Genomic DNA, 16,793 nt, shown 5'->3' on the forward strand with positions numbered 1-16,793 from the left:
GCGCTGCGGCGTCATTCGGCCGTTTCATGCTGGGTGCCGTCGTGCACCTCGCCGACGAGCACTTCGATGATGTCTTCGAAGAACAGCACCCCAGTCACATGGCCGCTGCCGTCGGAGACCCGGGCGACGTGCGCGCCCTGCCGCTGCATGATCGTCAGTGCGTCTTCGAGTTCGGTGCCAGCGCTGATCGTGATCAGCGGCCGGATGCGATCGACCGGAATCGGCGAACGGTAGCGGTCAGCCGGCAGGTCGAGCACGTCTTTCAGATGCACGTAGCCGACGAGCGCACCCTGCGGCCCGCGAATGAGGAAGCGGGAGAAGCCGTCCTCCGCGACGGCGTCCTCGACGTCGTCGGGCGTCGCGTTCTGCGACAGGGTGCGCAGCTGGGCGGTCGGCACCGCGACATCCACCGCACGCTTCTCGGTGAACTCGAAGGTGTTGCCGAGCGTGCCCGCACGGTCGTCGAGCGTGCCCTCCTTCGTCGACTCGGCGACGATCGTGGCGACTTGGTCGAGGGTGAATGCGGTGCTCGCGGCGTGCTGTGGTTTGACCCCGAACACGATCAGCACCAGGTCGGCGCCCTTGTTGAGTGCCCAAATCACCGGTTTGAAGATCTTGTCGAAGCCGACCAGCGGCGTCGCCAGCAGCAGCACTGCGCGATCAGGAATCGAGAACGCGATGTTCTTCGGCACCATCTCGCCGAAGACCACGTGCAGGAACGACACCAGCACCAGTGTGATCACGAAGGCCACGGTGCCCGTGACCGCATCGTTGAGCCCGAGCCAGCCGAGCGGCACCTCGAGCAGGTGGTGAATGGCCGGCTCTGAGACGTTCAGAATCAGCAGCGAGCAGATGGTGATGCCGAGCTGAGTCGCCGCCAGCATGAGGGTGGCGTGCTCCATGGCCCACAACGCGGTCTTGGCTCGGCGGTTGCCTGCCTCGGCCAGCGGTTCGATCTGCGAACGGCGAGCGGTCACGACGGCGAACTCCGCGCCGACGAAGAAGGCATTGCCGAAGAGCAGCACGACCAACCAGAGAATTCCTGCCCAGTCATTCATCGTGCGTCACCGCCTTCCTGCGCGCGCTCGTGCGCAGCGGCGATCTCGACAAGCGGCGCCGGCGCGAAACGCACCCGGTCGACGCGGCGGCCGTCCATCACCGTGACGACGAACGTGCCGACTCCGGGCTCTTCGACGGCGTCGCCCGGTTGTGGGATGCGCCCCAGGCGTTCCATCACGAATCCGCCCAACGTGTCATATGCACTGCCTTCGGGAAAGCTCACCTGCACCTGTTCGGCCATCTCGTCTGCGCGCAGCAGACCTGGCAGCAGCCAGTTGCCGCTGCGAGTGCGCACCGCTCCCAGACTCAGTCGGTCGTGTTCGTCCGCCACCTCGCCCACCAGCTCTTCGACCAGGTCTTCGAGCGTCACGACTCCGGCGGTGCCGCCGTATTCGTCGACCACGACGGCCATCTGCAGACTGCGGCCGCGCAGTTCGCCCAATAGCGTGTCGAGCGACATCGTCTCTGGCACACGGGCGATCGGCACCATGAGCGCTTTGACCTTCACCTGACTGCGCTGGTCGCGTTCGATGCCCACGGCCTGTTTCACATGCACGAGGCCGAGCACGTCATCGCCGTCGCGACCGATCACAGGAAACCGTGAGAAGCCCGTTCTGCGGGTCAGATCGATGACGTCCTGCGCGGTGTCGACGGCCTCCACGTGCTGCACGCTCGGCCGCGGGGTCATCACGTCACCGGCCGTCAGCTCTGAGAAGTCGAGCGTCTTGGTCAGCAGCGTCGCCGTCTGCGAGTCGAGGCTGCCGGCCAGCGCGGCGCGTTTGACCAGTGACGAGAGCTCCTCAGCGCTGCGTGCCGACGAGAGCTCCTCCTGCGGCTCGATGCCGAAGCCGTGCAGCACCAGGTTGCTGGTGTCGTTGAGCAGGATGACCGCCGGTTTGAAGATGGTGGTGAACACCAGCTGAAAGGGCACCACGATCCTGGCCACCACCATCGGTCGGGCCAGTGCGAAGTTCTTGGGCACCAGCTCGCCGAAGAGCATGGAGAGCACGGTCGCCACGATGACCGCGAGAATCGAGCTGATCGTGCCCGCCCAGGGCTCGGGCAGACGCATCAGGTCGAACAGCGGCGCCATGAAGGATGACAGCGCCGGTTCGAGCGTATAGCCGGCGAGCAGCGTGGTCAGTGTGATTCCCAGCTGCGCGCTGGAGAGATGCGTGGCGGTCTGGCGCAGCGCACCGATGATGCGCTCGAGCCCCTTTTCACCGCGATCGCGACGTGCCTCGAGGTCAGCACGGTCGATGTTCACCAGGGTGAACTCGGCGGCCACGAACATGCCGGTTCCCAAGGTCAGCAGAATGCCGATCAGGAACAGGATGAGGTCGTTCAACGGATCGCTCACCAGCTCTCGGGGAGGGCACGGCCCTCTTCGTATCCGGCAGCCGACTGGATACCGATGGTCGCGCGCTCGCGGAACTGGGCGAGATCGGCGGCACCGGCATACGTCGCCGCAGAGCGAACGCCTGCGGTGATCTGGTCGAGGATGTCTTCGGTCGACGGAGTGAGCGGATCGATGTAGAGCTTCGAGTCGCTGATGCCCTCAGAGAAGATCGACTTGCGAGCCTGCTCCAGCGGGGTGAGCTTCGCGAATCGGCCCGCGACCGCCTTCGAAGAGGCCATGCCGTAGTTGCGTTTGAAGAGACGCCCGGCCTCGTCACGCTCGACGACGCCCGGAGACTCGATGGTGCCGGCCAGCCAGGAGCCGATCATCACGGCGTTGGCTCCGGCGGCGAGCGCCAGCGCGACGTCGCGCGGGTAGCGCACTCCCCCGTCGGCCCAGACTCCGGCGCCGATCGAGCGAGCGGTCGTGGCGGCCTCGAGCACGGCTGAGAACTGTGGCCGACCGACCGAGGTCATCATGCGGGTGGTGCACATGGCCCCCGGTCCGACCCCGACTTTGACGATGTCGGCACCGGCGGCGACGAGATCTTCGACCCCCTGCGCGGTGACCACGTTGCCGGCGACCACAGCATGGGTCTTCGAGACGCTGCGCACCGCTTCGAGCGCGTTGAGCATCTGCTTCTGGTGGCCGTGTGCGGTGTCGACCACGAGCACGTCGACACCGGCGGCGATGAACGCCTCGGCGCGACCCGCGACGTCGCCGTTGATGCCGATCGCCGCGGCCACCCGAAGGCGGCCCTGCGCATCGACGTTGGGGCGGTACACGGTCGAGCGCATCGCCTGTTTCTGGTTGACCGTGCCGAGCAGACGGTCACCGTCGAAGACGGCTGCGAGCTGGTGACCACGATCGTGCAGGGTGTTGAAAAGCGTTTCGGCGTCGGGTACTTCGCTCTGCTGCAGCACCGGCTGGTCGCCATGGACGAGGTCGCCGAGCCGAGCGTCGTCGAGTGCACGAGAGAGCACCGTGGCAGACAGAACGCCGACGAACCCGCCTTGGGCATCCTGCACGACGAAGCCGTGCCCCTCTGCCGGAGGGAGCATCCGCTTCGCCTGGGCGACCTGCAGGTCGGCGTCGACCAGGAAAGGCGAGGCGAACCGAGACGAGCGCTCTTTGACCCAGGCGACCGCATCGAGCAGAGACTGTTCGTCCATGTCTTGGGGCAGCACGCCGAGACCGCCGCGGCGTGCCAGAGAGGCGGCAAGCCGCGGACCGGTGACGGCGTTCATGTTCGCGGCGACGATCGGCGTGGTCATTCCGGTGACGTCGTCGCTGGCCAGATCGACGCGCAGACGTGACCCGACCTCACTGCGCGAGGGAATCAGGAAGACATCTGAATAGGTCAGATCGTATTGGGGCCGCGAATCATAGAAGCGCATGCAGTCAACGCTAGTGCATCGCTTTCGGTTGCTGGTGAGCTGCGGGCGCTGGTTCCACGACCCCGTCGATCGGTTCCAACATCTGTCGGAGAATCATCGACGTCGAATTCGGCCGTTCGGGGAATGCCGGTAGGGTTGTCTCGTCAGCATTTCGATGAAGAGAGGCGATTGTCTTGGCCACCAGCGGATCAGGCAGCTTCGACCCCCAGGAATTCGGGGCCAACCAATGGCTCGTCGAGCAGGTCTACGAGCAGTTTCAGAAAGACCCGGCTAGCGTCGATAAGGAATGGTTGCCCATTCTGCAGAACTATCGCCCCGACAGCGCGGTGAAACCCGCCGCAGACCAGCCGGCGCCCGCCAGCACCGGAGTCGAGCACGCGCCATCCGGCGGTGCACGTCTCTCCGACGGCACGACCGACGCACGCCTCGATCGGCAGGCGCAGCTGGCTCAGCAGGCCGAAGAAGACCTGCACAGCACGCCGCACCCCGGGCCTGTGCCCCCGGTGCGATCGACGCTGCCGACGGCGTCTCCTTTCCCGACCGCCTCGATTCCGATCGTCGGCGACCTGCCAGTGGCTCGCACCACGAACTTCGCCCCTGCGCCGAAGCCGATTCCCGCTGATCGCAACACGCAGCTGGCCAAGCCCGTCGGTGAGACTCCCGCAGAGCCCGACGCTCGCGAACCCGTGGTCACCCCGCTGAGAGGCATGCCCAAGGCGCTTGCCCGCAATATGGACGAGTCGCTGACCGTACCCACCGCGACCAGCGTGCGCACGATCCCGGCGAAGATCCTCATCGACAACCGCATCGTGATCAACAACCATCTCAAGCGTTCGCTCGGCGGCAAGGTGTCGTTCACACAGATCATCGGATGGGCGCTCGTCCAGGCGCTGAAGAGCTTCCCCAGCCAGAACGTCTACTACGACGTGGTCGACGGCAAGCCGTCGGTCGTGCAGCCCGCGCACATCAACCTCGGCATCGCCGTCGATGTGCCGAAGAAAGACGGCACTCGAGCGCTGCTGGTGCCCGGCATCAAGCAGACCGAAGAGATGGACTTCGAGCAGTTCATCACCGCCTACGACCAAGTGGTCGACAAAGCCCGTCACAACAAGCTGACCGCCGACGACTTCAGCGGCGTCACCATCTCGCTCACCAACCCCGGAGGCATCGGAACGGTGCACTCCGTGCCGCGCCTGATGAAGGGGCAGGGCACGATCATCGGCGCCGGCGCGCTCAACTACCCCGCTGAGTACTCCGGCGTGAGCGCCGAGACGATCGCCAAGCTGGGCATCTCGAAGGTCGTCACGCTGACCTCGACCTACGACCACCGTGTCATCCAGGGTGCCGGCTCCGGCCAGTTCCTCAAGATCGTGCACGAGCTGCTGCTCGGCGACCACGGCTTCTATGACGACATCTTCGAGTCGCTGCGTCTGCCCTACGAGCCGGTGCGGTGGGTGCCCGATGTGGCCATCAACTCGTCTGACGAGGTTGGCCGTGCCGCCCGCGTGCAGCAGCTGATCCACGCGTACCGGGTGCGAGGTCACCTGATCGCCAACATCGACCCGCTGGAGTACCACCAGCGCCGCCACCCCGACCTGGACATCCTGACGCACGGACTGACGCACTGGGATCTCGACCGGTCGTTCGTGACCGGAGGCATCACCGGCGCTCCCACGGCCAAGCTGCGCGAGATCTTGGGTCAGCTGCGAGACAGCTACTGCCGCAATGTGGGCGTCGAGTACATGCATATTCAAGACCCCGAGCAGCGTGAGTGGCTGCAGGATCAGCTCGAACGCCCGTACTCCAAGCCCGGGCACGACACACAGCTGCACATCCTGAAGAAGCTCAACGAGGCCGAGGCTTTCGAGACCTTCCTGCAGACGAAGTTCGTCGGCCAGAAGCGCTTCTCGCTCGAAGGCAGCGAATCGCTCATCGCCCTGCTCGACGAGGTGCTGCAGCGCGCGGCCGACGAAGAGCTCGACGAGGTCGGCATCGGCATGGCCCACCGCGGCCGTCTGAACGTGCTGACGAACATCGCCGGCAAGACCTATGCGCAGGTGTTCCGCGAGTTCGAAGGCACCCAGCCGCAGCAGACCGGTTCGGGCGATGTGAAGTACCACCTCGGCACCGAAGGCGTGTTCACGAGTGAGCAGGAGCGTCAGGTCAAGGTGTACTTGGCCGCGAACCCCTCGCACCTCGAGGTGGTCAACACGGTGCTCGAAGGCATAGTGCGCGCCAAGCAGGACGCACAGCCGCACAAGACGTTCAATGTGCTGCCGATTCTGGTGCACGGCGACGCGGCCTTCGCCGGCCAGGGCTCGGTCTACGAGGCGCTGCAGATGTCGCAGCTGCGCGGATACCGCACCGGCGGCACCATCCACGTGATCGTCAACAACCAGATCGGTTTCACGACCAAGCCGTACGACGGTCGTTCGTCGGTCTACCCGACCGATGTCGGCCGTACGATCCAGGCGCCGATCTTCCATGTGAACGGCGATGACCCGGAGTCCGTCGTGCGCGTGGCCGAACTGGCCTTCCAGTACCGACAGCGCTTCCACGGCGACGTGCTCATCGACATGGTCAGCTACCGTCGTCGCGGCCACAACGAGGGCGACGATCCGTCGATGACCCAGCCTCTGATGTACGGCATCATCGAGTCGAAGCGCTCGGTGCGTGCGCTCTACACCTCGGCGCTGATCGGTCGTGGCGACATCACACAAGAGGAGTACGACAAGGCCGACGCCGACTTCCACGCGGAGCTCGAGCGCGCGTTCAACGAGACGCACGCCGCCCAGAAGGAGTCGTACGAGGAGTCGCTCGGCGCCGGCGGCCACACTGCTCGGGCGATCAACGACATCCAGCTGCCCGAGGCACAGCAGCACGAGGCTGCAGCGGCAGGCGGCACCTTCGAACGGGCCACCAGCATTCCGCAGGCCCTCGTCGAGCGCATCGGTGACGCCCACGTGGCGGTGCCTGAGGGTTTCACCGTGCATCGCAAGCTCAAAAAAGTGCTCGAGAAGCGCTTCGAGATGTCGCGCAATGGCCATATCGACTGGGCGTTCGGCGAGCTGCTCGCCTTCGGTTCGCTGCTCGTGCAGGGTGTGCCGGTGCGCTTCACCGGTCAGGACTCCCGTCGCGGCACGTTCGTGCAGCGCCACGCGGTGCTGCACGATCAGAAGAACGGCCAGGAGTGGTTCCCGCTGCTGAACCTCGCCAACGAGCAGGCCGGCTTCTGGATCTACGACTCACTGCTCAGTGAGTTCGCAGTCATGGCGTTCGAGTACGGCTACTCGGTCGAGAACACCAAGGCGCTGACGCTGTGGGAGGGCCAGTTCGGCGACTTCGCCAACGGCGCTCAGACCGTCATCGACGAGTTCATCAGCTCGGCCGAGCAGAAGTGGGGGCAGCGTTCAGGGCTCGTACTGCTGCTGCCGCACGGTTACGAGGGTCAGGGCCCTGACCATTCGTCGGCACGTATCGAACGGTACCTGTCGCTTGCCGCGCAGGAGAACTTGATCGTGGCCCAGCCTTCGACGCCGGCCTCGCACTTCCATCTGCTGCGCCGTCAGGCGTTCAGCCGGCCACAGCATCCGCTGATCGTGATCACCCCGAAGTCGATGCTGCGTCTGAAGACGGCGGTGAGCCCAGTCGAAGACTTCACGCACGGCCAGTTCGAGCCGGTGCTCGACGAGACCCGTTCAATCGACAAGAATGCGGTTCGTCGAGTCGTCGTGGTCAGCGGCCGTCTCTACTGGGAGATGCTGGCCGCGCTGCAGAAGTCAGGTGACACCACGGTCGCACTGGTTCGTCTTGAGCAGTACTACCCGCTGCCCGAGACAGAGCTTCGGCGGGTGCTCGCACAGTATCCGAACGCCGAACTCGTCTTCGCACAGGACGAGCCCGAAAACCAGGGCGCCTGGCCGTTCCTCGCACTGCACATGCCGAAAGCCGTGGGCGACCGCAAGGTTCAGGTCGTCTCGCGTGAGGCTGCGGCTTCGCCTGCGACCGGCTCGCAGTTCAGGCACAAGCAGCAGGAAGCAGACCTGATCGCGCGCGCCTTCGGCTGATCGTCGCCGCAGACGTGAAGAGGCCCGGCCGGAGAAAATCTCCGGCCGGGCCTCTTCACGTTGTTCGATCGTCGCGGCGGACCGTCAGTGCAGTCGACGCAGTCGATGACCTGAGCGACGCAGCGAGTCACTCTTCGGCGTACGGGATCAGTGTTCGGCGTGCAGGGTGCGCAGACGTGCGACCACCCGGCGCTTCAACGCCTCGGGAGCCTCTTCACGGCACCCGCGTAAGATCACCTCGGTGAGCACCATGCTCACCTGGTGCTCGCTGGTGCACTCCGGGCAGGTGCGCATGTGTTCGTCGAAGACCCTCGCCTCATCAGCCGTGAGTTCGGCATGCACGTACTCTTCGAGCTGTTCACGCACATGCTCGCATTCGGTGATCGCCGCATCGTTCTCGCTTTTGCGAATCATTTGTCGTTCACCGTCTTCTTCTTCGCCGTCGTGCTCTTCGCACGTGTCGACCGTTTGTTCGCCGCCGACTTGTCGCTGAGCCCGAGCTGCTTCGCATAGTCGGCAAGCTCAGTGCGCAGCAGCTTTCGACCACGATGCAGCCGCGACATCACGGTGCCGATCGGCGTCTTCATCACGTCTGCGATCTCTTGGTATGAGAAGCCTTCGACGTCGGCCAGCAGCACTGCCAGCCGAAAGTCTTCGGGAAGGTTCTGCAGCGCCTCTTTCACCTGCGACTCCGGCATACGGTCGAGGGCCTCGATCTCGGCCGACCGCGAAGACGTCGCAGTCGCCGACTCGGCACCGCCCATCTGCCACTCTTCCAGAGCGTCGATGCTCTCAGTGCCTTTGGTGCGCTGCTTCTTGCGATACGTGTTGATGTATGTGTTGGTCAGAATGCGGTAGAGCCACGCTTTGAGATTGGTGCCCTGTCGAAACGATCCGAACGCCTGGAACGCCTTGGCGTATGTCTCTTGCACGAGGTCTTGGGCGTCAGACGGGTTTCGAGTCATGCGCATCGCCACACCGTAGAGCTGGTCGATGAACGGCATGGCCTGCTGCTGGAACAGCTCGCGACGTTCGTCGGCCGACAGCCGTGTGACGTCGAGCGGAGCCTGCGTCGACTCCACGGGCAGCGGCTCGGGCGTTGAGCTCTGCGAACTTTCGTGATCGGTGGTCGGGGATGTCATCCTGCCCAAGTCTACCGGTCTCTCTGCGAGACATGTCGCTGTCAACGGATGCGTCCTCTCGCCTCGCCTGTGCAGTCACTGCTGCCGATACACTTAACAACGATGCAGATACGTGGCTATTCCAGAGACGGCGAGCGCGCCGCGACCGATGTCCCTCCCACACGACCGTGGGTGGCCCCCACCCCGGCTGGCCCTGTGAACGGAACGGTGCGCATTCCCGGTTCGAAGTCGCTGACGAACCGCGAGCTGGTGCTGGCCGCTCTGGCCGACGCCCCCTCCGTGCTGCGAGCGCCGTTGCACTCCCGCGACAGCGCCCTGATGATCGAGGCGCTGCGTCAGCTCGGCGCCCGCATCGAGCCGGTGGCGGATGCCCCGCGCGACCCCGCCTCCCCCGCTGCGTCCGCCTTCCTCACTGGTCTGCCGACCACGGCATCCGCTGCCGCCTCGACGGATCGCAGCGGCGACCTGCGCGTCACCCCGATCGCCGACGTGCACGGCAGCGTCTCGATCGACTGCGGCCTGGCGGGCACGGTCATGCGCTTCGTGCCGCCGATCGCAGCGATGGCGATGGGGCCGGTCGGCTTCGACGGTGACCCGCACGCCCGGCAGCGGCCCATGCGTGCGATCATCGAGGCGCTGCGACAGCTCGGCGTCGACGTGGCCGACGACGGTCGCGGCGGCATGCCGTTCACCGTGCACGGCACCGGATCGGTGAGCGGTTCGCACATTCGCATCGACGCCTCTGCTTCGAGTCAGTTCGTCTCGGCTCTGCTGCTTGCGGCGCCCCGGTATCAGGGTGTCACGACGATCGAGCATGTGGGTGATCGGGTGCCCAGCCTGCCGCACATCGAGATGACGATCGCGACGCTCGCCGAGCACGGGGTCACGGTCGAGCGGCTGGGGCCCACCTGTTGGCGGGTGGCCGAGCAGCCGATCGCCGGAGCCAATGTGCGACTCGAGCCAGATCTCTCGAACGCGGCTCCTTTCCTGGCCGCGGCCCTGGTGACCGGCGGTCAGGTCTCGGTCGACGGCTGGCCCGCCCGCACCACACAGGTCGGGGCGCTGCTGCCCGAGCTCTTCGCTGCGTTCGGCGGTCGTTCCGAACTCGCAGAGGGTGTGCTGACGCTCAGCGGCAGCGGCGAACTGCATGGCGCCGATCTCGATCTCTCAGCAGCCGGCGAGCTGGCTCCGACCATCGCGGCAGTCGCGGCACTGGCTGACACACCGAGTCGGCTGCGCGGCATCGCGCATCTGCGCGGGCACGAGACCGATCGTCTCGCGGCGCTCGAGAACGACATCAACGGACTGGGCGGCCGGGCGAGACAGACCGACGACGGGCTGATCATCGAGCCTGCCGAGCTGCACGGGGGGTCGTGGCAGGCCTATGCCGATCATCGCATGGCCACGGCCGGCGCAGTGATCGGGCTACTGGTGACCGACGTCGAAGTCGACGACATCAACTCGACCGGCAAGACCCTGCCAGACTTCGCAGGCATGTGGTCAGCACTGGTCGAACCGCCGAAGACCGACCTGCTGAGTCTGGGCATCTGAGATGACCTGGACAGAGGGCGGCGCAGAAGAGCGCGGGCTTTGGGACGACTATGACGAGTCGGACGTGCGGGTGCGGCCGAACCCCAAGGCCAACCGGCCGCGCAGCAAGAGACGGCCTGCGCACGACGACGCACAGCAGGCCTTCGTCATCGCGGTCGATCGCGGTCGCTACCAGCTCGAGGTGGCATCCACCGGCCAGCCGGTCACTGCCGCCCGGGCACGCGAGCTGCGCCGCAAACAGATCGTGGTCGGCGATCGTGTGGCCGTGGTCGGCGACCTCAGCGGAGACGACGGCACGCTCGCCCGCATCGTGCGTGTCGAGCCGCGCACGACAGTGCTGCGGCGCAGCGCCGACGACATCGACTCAGTCGAACGTGTGGTGGTGGCCAACGCAGACCGGCTGATCATCGTGGTGGCCGCCGCGCAGCCGGATCCAAGCCTCGGATTCATCGATCGGTGCATCGTCGCCGCGCTCGACGCCGGCATCGTTCCCATCGTGGCCGTCACGAAGACCGACCTGGCGAGCGCCGCACCGGTGCACGAGCATCTCGCGGGTCTCGACATCGAAGTGCTTGAGAGCCGTGCCGACCGCTTCGCGAGCGATGCTGTGATCGACGTCGCCCTCGGGCACATCGCGGTGCTGATCGGGCACTCGGGCGTGGGCAAGTCCACGCTGCTGAACGCGGTGGTGCCCGAGGCCGATCGCGCGACCGGGCATGTCAACGCGGTGACCGGTCGAGGCCGGCACACGTCGTCGTCTGCGCTGGCCTGCCGGGTCGAGGAGGTCGCGGCGAATGCTGCGGATGCCCCGGATACCGCGGATGCCGGAGCCGGTGAAGCCGCTGCCCCAGGCCGCTCGAATCACGGACGCGGCTCGCGCGACTCGGCTGGCGAGCGCGACTCGGCGGTCGCCATGGCCTCCCACGACGACGATCACGTCGCGGTCGACGCGCGCCACGGGTGGCTCATCGACACACCGGGAGTGCGATCGTTCGGGCTCGGCCATGTGCAGGCCGATCGAGTGTTCCAGGCGTTCCCAGATCTCGAGTCGCTGGTGCCGGTCGTCGCACAGACTCCCATCGAGCAGCTCGACGCAGACGAGCTCGCAGCAGAGCTGCCCTCAGAGCTGCATCAGCGCGTGCATTCGCTGGTGCGGGTGCTGCGCAATCTGCACGACCGCCCGAAGTACTGACCGCGAGCCTTTCGACGGGCAGTCGAGAGCTGTCGGCGTGCCGACCGCGGTGCGACTGAACGGGCGCAGGTACCCTTGAGGCATGTCGTTCACGCTCGCGCAGGATCTCTCGTTCGCTCTCACTCTGGCTGATGCCGCCGATCAGGTGACCACCTCCCGTTTTCGCGTCACCGATCTCGACGTGCAGACCAAGGCCGACGACTCAGAGGTCACCGATGCCGATCTGGCGACCGAGCGCCGGCTGCGCGAGCTGGTCGCCGAGAAACGCCCCGATGACACCGTCTACGGCGAGGAGTACGGCGGCGAGCGCCAACCCGGCCGGCAATGGATCATCGACCCGATCGACGGCACTGGCAACTACTTTCGCGGTGTGCCGGTGTGGGCGACGCTGATCGCCCTGGTCGTCGACGGCGAGCCGGTCGTGGGCGTGGTGAGCGCTCCGCTGCTGGCGCGGCGTTGGTGGGCGGCGCAGGGTTCTGGAGCGTTCGGCGTCTTCGCAGACGGCGAGACCGAGCGGCTGCAGGTGTCTGCGGTCGATCGGCTGAGCGACGGCTTCGTGAGCATCGGCAGCCTCGATCAGTGGGATCTGGTCGACCAGCGCGCCGAGGCGATCGCTCTGCTCGACGCGTCGCACCGGCATCGGATGTTCGGCGACTTTCTGCCGTACATGCTGGTCGCAGACGGTTCGGTGGATGTCGTGGCCGAGCCCGATCTGAAGCCGTACGACATGGCGGCGCTGGTTCCGATCATCACCGAGGCCGGGGGGCGGTTCAGCTCGACCGCAGGCGTTCCTAGCATTTGGGAGGGAGCTGCGCTCGCCACCAACGGTCGTGTGCATGACGAGGCTCTGCGTGTGCTGAACCCGCGCTGATCTGAGCTGCTCCCTACCCCTCTGCCTGGCTGCCTGGCGCAGACGCGCCGATGCCTTCTCTGCACAGATGCCAGGCACCTCGATGCCTGCCCACATCTGTCAGGATCGGGTCGCCGGTGTGTGCATCTGCGGCGACGCTGAGGACATGAACGTCACACTCAAACCGCAGGGTTCCGCACAGTTTCTCGCCACGCTTCCGGCGCTCACCGGCTTCATCGCCCATGAGAGTCTCGTCGCCGTGTTCTTCTCTGGCAAACGCAGCATCGGCTCGTTTCGCCTCGATCTGCCCGACGACGGCGATCTGGTCAGAGCTCGGGAGTTCGCCGATCTGGTGGTCGACACCCTGTGCCGGGTGCCCGGCTGCACCGGGGCGGTTCCCGTGATCTACTGCGACCGCGCCGTCGGCGACAGCGCCAAGCTGCCCTATTCGCTGCTGTGGTCGCTGCTCGAAGAGTGTCTGTCTGATTCCGAGCTCGACGTGCTTGACGCCTGCTGTGTCGCTAGCGACGGTTGGGGCAGCTATCTCGATGCCGATCTGCCGGTCGGTGGCAGAGACCTCGCTGAGATCGAGCAGAACCCGATGCGCCTCGACGCCATGATGGCTGTCGACCGCGAGATCGTCGATCTCGAAGCGATGTCCGAACTGCCTCCCTGTGACGCAGCACTCGCTGCAGAGACGTCGAAGGCACTCGCGGAACGCCTCGACGGGCTGCCCGAGAGCCTCCGGCTGCACGAGACGATTCAGACCCTCGACCTCGATCTCGAAGCTCTCATTCGGCACGCCTCGCTCGGCGTCCCGCCACCAGGTTCTGATCGCACCGAACAGGTCGACCGGCTGCTCGATTTCTGCACCGTCGCCCGCCTCGACATCGTGCGTGAGATCTTCTTGGTGGGTCTGGCGTTCGGCCCCGAGGCGCTGGGGCTGGCCGCTCAGGAGTCACAGCACACGCGTGTTCGTCACACGAACCTGGCCTCCGTCGCGTATCGGCTGAAGAACACCCTGACCGAACTCGTGCTGCGCGGTGTCCCTGCGGCCCCACCCGACCGCGAGCGAATGCGGTCTGCTGTGCATGTGCTGCAGCGGTGCTGCGCAGCGGCCGATCCCGAAGTGCGTGCAGATCTCGCTGCGATGATGGCATGGCTCTGGTGGGCGATCGGCATCGGCAGTGTGGCCGAGCGGCTGCTCGTGCAGGTGCTCGATCATGACCCTGACCATGGCTTGGCCGGTGTCTTCGCCGACCTCTGCTGCGGATTCGGCGCGCCGACCTGGCTCGTTGAGCAGAACTCGACTGCAGACTCGTCCGTGTAAGGGCGCAGCACTCGCCGGACCTACCGCCTTGTCTGGCCAGGGTTGGTCCTGCTTTGCCCGCCCGGTCCTGCTTGGTCCTGTCTGGCCAGAACATCTCCATCTGCACCGTCGGCACCGCGCCACCGTCACGCCATCCGGCAGCCCGCAACAGCCACACGGCCTTCCCCACAGACTCGCGCAGATCTGACAGCCCCATCGAACTCCACCATCGAGACATGGGAAATGTCCCTCTCCTTCATCGAGACATGCCAAGTTCCATGTCTCGATGGTCGAGAGCATCATTTGCGATGCCTCGATCAGAAAGAAGAGGAGGCTGCCCCTGGGAAGGGTGTGGCACACGAGGCAGAGGCTCAGGCAGGCTGCACTGAGACAGGGCTTGGCCAAGCAGGCCATGTCGCGATGACCTATGGGTCAGACAAGGCCGTGGTCTGACAGACCCTGGCCAGACAGGTCAGTGCGACACAACGGGATTCGGTGTGATCGACCGCACGGCATCGGGCAGTGCTGCCGCAAGCTGCAGAGCTGTGAACGGCCCCTGCGCCAGCTGACCCGCACGGCCGTGCAGCCACGCACCGGAGGCTGCAACGCTGACGAGAGCGTCCGATGTCGGAGCCTCGGCGCGGGCAGCCAGCAGCGCTCCCACGACACCGGTCAGAACGTCGCCGGTGCCTGCGGTCGCGTGCCACGGCGTGCCGGTCGTCACCAGCGCAGTCTGAGTGCCGTCGGAGACCACAGTGTGCGCGCCTTTGAGCAGGACGACTGAACCCGTCCGCTCGGCCAGCGCGGCAGCCGCTTCGACGTGACGCTCCACTGCATCCGCCGAGCGACCCGAGGCGGCATCCTGAGAATGGTCCATGGCAGAGCCGGAAGGATCCAAAGAGGCACGGCGCCAGCTCACATCGCTGCCAGACTGCTCCGCATCAGCAAGCTCGTCGAGCGCGACGTCGACACCGAGGCGCTTCGCCAGACGCCGGAACTCCCCCAGATGCGGCGTCAGAATCCACCGGTGCTCATGGTCGAGGGCCGCCTCGTCGATGGCTGCGAGCGCACCCGCATCAACCACGGTCGGCACACCACTGATCAGCAGATCGTGCACACGACGAAAGAGCTCCGGGTCGCCAGCCTCGGCGCTCACCTCGGGCAGACCACTGCCGACGGCGAAGGCATCGGTACGCCCCTCCGTCGTCACCGCCTCAGGCGCGAAGTCGAGCACTCGGTCGCGCACGCTGTCATCGCCCAGCCAGCGGAGCATCCCCAAACCGGTGTGCAGCGCGCCGGCGGTGCTCAGCACGGCCGCGCCCGGAAACTGCGGCGAACCGGTCATCAGCCCGAGCACGCCACGAGAGTACTTGTGATCGTTCGCATGCGGCCAGCGATAGGTCACGGCGGTGTCGACGGCCGTCCAGAGACGCGGTCTGGTCAGAGCGCGCGCAGGGTCGGTGGCGGGAATGGTCTTGTCGCTCATGCGTTTCGCTCCTCAGCCGCCAGCATGAAGGTCGCGATCAGCTGCGACAGCGCCCGGAGGTCGCCGAGATGCACCTGCTCGCGTACAGAGTGCATCGAGAGCAGCCCTACACCGACGTCGACCGTGCGCAGGCCCAGACGTGTCGCCGTGATAGGCCCGATCGTGCTGCCGCATGGCACGTCGTTGTTCGAGACGAAGGTCTGCACCGCGACTCCGGCGGCCTCGGCCAGGCCGTGCCACAGCGCCTCGCCGGCGCCGTCAGTGGCATACCGCTGCTGAGCGTTGACTTTGAGCAGCGGCCCCTGGCTGGGCCTCGGCAGGTGCTCTGGATCGTGCTTGCCCACGTGGTTCGGGTGCACGAGGTGCCCGGCATCGCTCGACAGCACCCAGGAGTCAGCCCAGGCCTGCAACCGCTGGCCAGTGGTGGCTCCGCGGCCTTCGGCGATGCGCAGCAGCACTTCTTCGAGAAACGGCCCCGCGGCGCCAGAGCGCGTGGCCGATCCGATCTCTTCATGATCGAACGCGGCGAAGACGCTGATGTGCTCACTGGTCGCAACCAGACGCTCGCCCCTGCTGCCTCCGGCCACAGCGGCAAGCGCCGCCAGAGCCGCGTAGACCGACGTCAGGTTGTCGAGCCGACCGGCGGCGAGGAACTCTTCATGCGTGCCGAGCAGCGCTGCAGGCTGCGTGTCGGTGAGGAACAGATCGGCGCCCGTGACGTCGGCTGGTTCCAAGCCCGCACGAGCCGCGACGTACCCGATCAGATTAGTGTCGCTGCCATCGCTGCCGTCGACGGCATCAACGGCCCCGATCACCGGCGCGGTCTCTCGCTGTCGCCCGATCGTATGATCGCTGTTCGCGCCTCGGTCGAGGTGAATCGCCAGATTCGGGATGCGCGCAATGGCCCCGGTGCGCACCAGATGGGCCCTCCCCGATCGATCGAAGACCCTGCCTGCGACCGCCAGATCACGGTCGAACCAGGTGCTGAGCAGCGGCCCACCGTAGATCTCGACGCCGGCCTGCTGCCACCCCTGCGTCACGAAGTCTGGCGTCGGCTTCAGCCGGAACCCCGGCGAGTCGGTATGCGCGCCGATCACACGCAGCGGCGTCGTCGCGGTAGCTCCTTCGGGCACGACCCACGCGATCACCGCACCATCGCGCACCACCACGTAGCGTCCGGCTTCGCTCGGCCACTGGTCGCGCTCGTCGAGTCGGATGAATCCTGCAGCCGTCAGCCGTGCGGCGACGGTCTCAGCCGCATGATACGAGGTCGGGCTGTGCGCCAGAAAGGTGCGAAACCCGTCAGCGAACGCGGTTCGTGCGGAGTCTTGATCGCTCATT

12 protein-coding genes are annotated in these 16,793 nt (G+C 66.1%); 5 read left to right on the forward strand and 7 right to left on the reverse strand.

What is annotated here, in order from left to right:
* Nucleotides 1-11 precede the first annotated feature (11 nt).
* Genes F8O09_RS03150 through F8O09_RS03160 form a run of 3 tightly spaced genes read right to left on the reverse strand, consistent with a single transcriptional unit; the run spans nucleotide 12 to nucleotide 3,855 of the window.
* Nucleotides 12-1,058: a hemolysin family protein gene (locus F8O09_RS03150; RefSeq protein ID WP_158053907.1), complete on the reverse strand. Its 1,047-nt coding sequence runs from the start codon at nucleotides 1,056-1,058 to the stop codon at nucleotides 12-14.
* Complete coding sequence (locus F8O09_RS03155; RefSeq protein WP_263969993.1) at nucleotides 1,055-2,419, reverse strand: hemolysin family protein; 1,365 nt, start codon at nucleotides 2,417-2,419, stop codon at nucleotides 1,055-1,057. The genes F8O09_RS03150 and F8O09_RS03155 overlap by 4 nt, the downstream gene beginning before the upstream one ends.
* Entirely contained in the window at nucleotides 2,416-3,855 is a 1,440-nt protein-coding gene (locus F8O09_RS03160; protein WP_158031051.1) for a GuaB1 family IMP dehydrogenase-related protein, read from the reverse strand. The genes F8O09_RS03155 and F8O09_RS03160 overlap by 4 nt, the downstream gene beginning before the upstream one ends.
* A 173-nt stretch (nucleotides 3,856-4,028) precedes the next feature.
* On the opposite strand from F8O09_RS03160, the gene F8O09_RS03165 reads away from it, so the two are divergent.
* Nucleotides 4,029-7,922 carry a multifunctional oxoglutarate decarboxylase/oxoglutarate dehydrogenase thiamine pyrophosphate-binding subunit/dihydrolipoyllysine-residue succinyltransferase subunit gene (locus F8O09_RS03165; protein ID WP_158053908.1) on the forward strand — a complete coding sequence of 1,298 codons (3,894 nt, stop codon included), beginning with the start codon at nucleotides 4,029-4,031 and terminating at the stop codon, nucleotides 7,920-7,922.
* 147 nt (nucleotides 7,923-8,069) lie between these two features.
* Here F8O09_RS03165 and F8O09_RS03170 read toward each other — a convergent pair whose 3' ends face one another.
* Nucleotides 8,070-8,336, reverse strand: coding sequence for an anti-sigma factor family protein (locus F8O09_RS03170; protein WP_158053909.1), 267 nt, complete (start codon nucleotides 8,334-8,336; stop codon nucleotides 8,070-8,072).
* Nucleotides 8,333-9,064, reverse strand: a complete 732-nt coding sequence (locus tag F8O09_RS03175) for a sigma-70 family RNA polymerase sigma factor (RefSeq protein ID WP_158053910.1) — start codon at nucleotides 9,062-9,064, stop codon at nucleotides 8,333-8,335. Before F8O09_RS03175 ends, F8O09_RS03170 begins: the two co-directional genes overlap by 4 nt.
* Nucleotides 9,065-9,166: 102 nt before the next feature.
* Between F8O09_RS03175 and aroA the strand changes: the two genes are divergently transcribed.
* From aroA to F8O09_RS03195, 4 genes are all read left to right on the forward strand, one after another.
* Nucleotides 9,167-10,615: a 3-phosphoshikimate 1-carboxyvinyltransferase gene (aroA, locus tag F8O09_RS03180; RefSeq protein WP_158053911.1), complete on the forward strand. Its 1,449-nt coding sequence runs from the start codon at nucleotides 9,167-9,169 to the stop codon at nucleotides 10,613-10,615.
* Nucleotide 10,616: 1 nt separating this feature from the next.
* On the forward strand, nucleotides 10,617-11,807 hold the full coding sequence (locus tag F8O09_RS03185; protein WP_158053912.1) for a ribosome small subunit-dependent GTPase A: 1,191 nt from the start codon (nucleotides 10,617-10,619) through the stop codon (nucleotides 11,805-11,807).
* 82 nt (nucleotides 11,808-11,889) lie between these two features.
* Nucleotides 11,890-12,678, forward strand: coding sequence for an inositol monophosphatase family protein (locus tag F8O09_RS03190; protein WP_158053913.1), 789 nt, complete (start codon nucleotides 11,890-11,892; stop codon nucleotides 12,676-12,678).
* 145 nt (nucleotides 12,679-12,823) lie between these two features.
* Entirely contained in the window at nucleotides 12,824-13,987 is a 1,164-nt protein-coding gene (locus F8O09_RS03195) for a DUF4192 family protein (protein ID WP_192497532.1), read from the forward strand.
* A gap of 451 nt (nucleotides 13,988-14,438) precedes the next feature.
* On the opposite strand, the gene F8O09_RS03200 is transcribed toward F8O09_RS03195, so the two are convergent.
* Both F8O09_RS03200 and F8O09_RS03205 read right to left on the reverse strand, forming a co-directional pair.
* Nucleotides 14,439-15,452, reverse strand: a complete 1,014-nt coding sequence (locus F8O09_RS03200; protein ID WP_225732837.1) for an NAD(P)H-hydrate dehydratase — start codon at nucleotides 15,450-15,452, stop codon at nucleotides 14,439-14,441.
* Complete coding sequence (locus F8O09_RS03205) at nucleotides 15,449-16,792, reverse strand: M18 family aminopeptidase (protein WP_158053915.1); 1,344 nt, start codon at nucleotides 16,790-16,792, stop codon at nucleotides 15,449-15,451. Before F8O09_RS03205 ends, F8O09_RS03200 begins: the two co-directional genes overlap by 4 nt.
* Nucleotide 16,793 lies beyond the last annotated feature (1 nt).

Origin of the sequence: Pseudoclavibacter sp. CFCC 11306, from assembly GCF_008831235.1 — a bacterium.
Lineage (GTDB): Bacteria > Actinomycetota > Actinomycetes > Actinomycetales > Microbacteriaceae > Pseudoclavibacter_A.

Coding starts and splice junctions, on each gene's coding strand:
- F8O09_RS03150 (WP_158053907.1), bottom strand. CDS start 1,058: ATGAATGACTGGGCAGGAATTCTCTGGTTGGTCGTGCTGCTCTTCGGC.
- F8O09_RS03160 (WP_158031051.1), bottom strand. CDS start 3,855: ATGCGCTTCTATGATTCGCGGCCCCAATACGATCTGACCTATTCAGAT.
- F8O09_RS03170 (WP_158053909.1), bottom strand. CDS start 8,336: ATGATTCGCAAAAGCGAGAACGATGCGGCGATCACCGAATGCGAGCAT.
- F8O09_RS03175 (WP_158053910.1), bottom strand. CDS start 9,064: ATGACATCCCCGACCACCGATCACGAAAGTTCGCAGAGCTCAACGCCC.
- aroA (WP_158053911.1), top strand. CDS start 9,167: ATGCAGATACGTGGCTATTCCAGAGACGGCGAGCGCGCCGCGACCGAT.
- F8O09_RS03185 (WP_158053912.1), top strand. CDS start 10,617: ATGACCTGGACAGAGGGCGGCGCAGAAGAGCGCGGGCTTTGGGACGAC.
- F8O09_RS03190 (WP_158053913.1), top strand. CDS start 11,890: ATGTCGTTCACGCTCGCGCAGGATCTCTCGTTCGCTCTCACTCTGGCT.
- F8O09_RS03195 (WP_192497532.1), top strand. CDS start 12,824: ATGAACGTCACACTCAAACCGCAGGGTTCCGCACAGTTTCTCGCCACG.
- F8O09_RS03200 (WP_225732837.1), bottom strand. CDS start 15,452: ATGAGCGACAAGACCATTCCCGCCACCGACCCTGCGCGCGCTCTGACC.
- F8O09_RS03205 (WP_158053915.1), bottom strand. CDS start 16,792: ATGAGCGATCAAGACTCCGCACGAACCGCGTTCGCTGACGGGTTTCGC.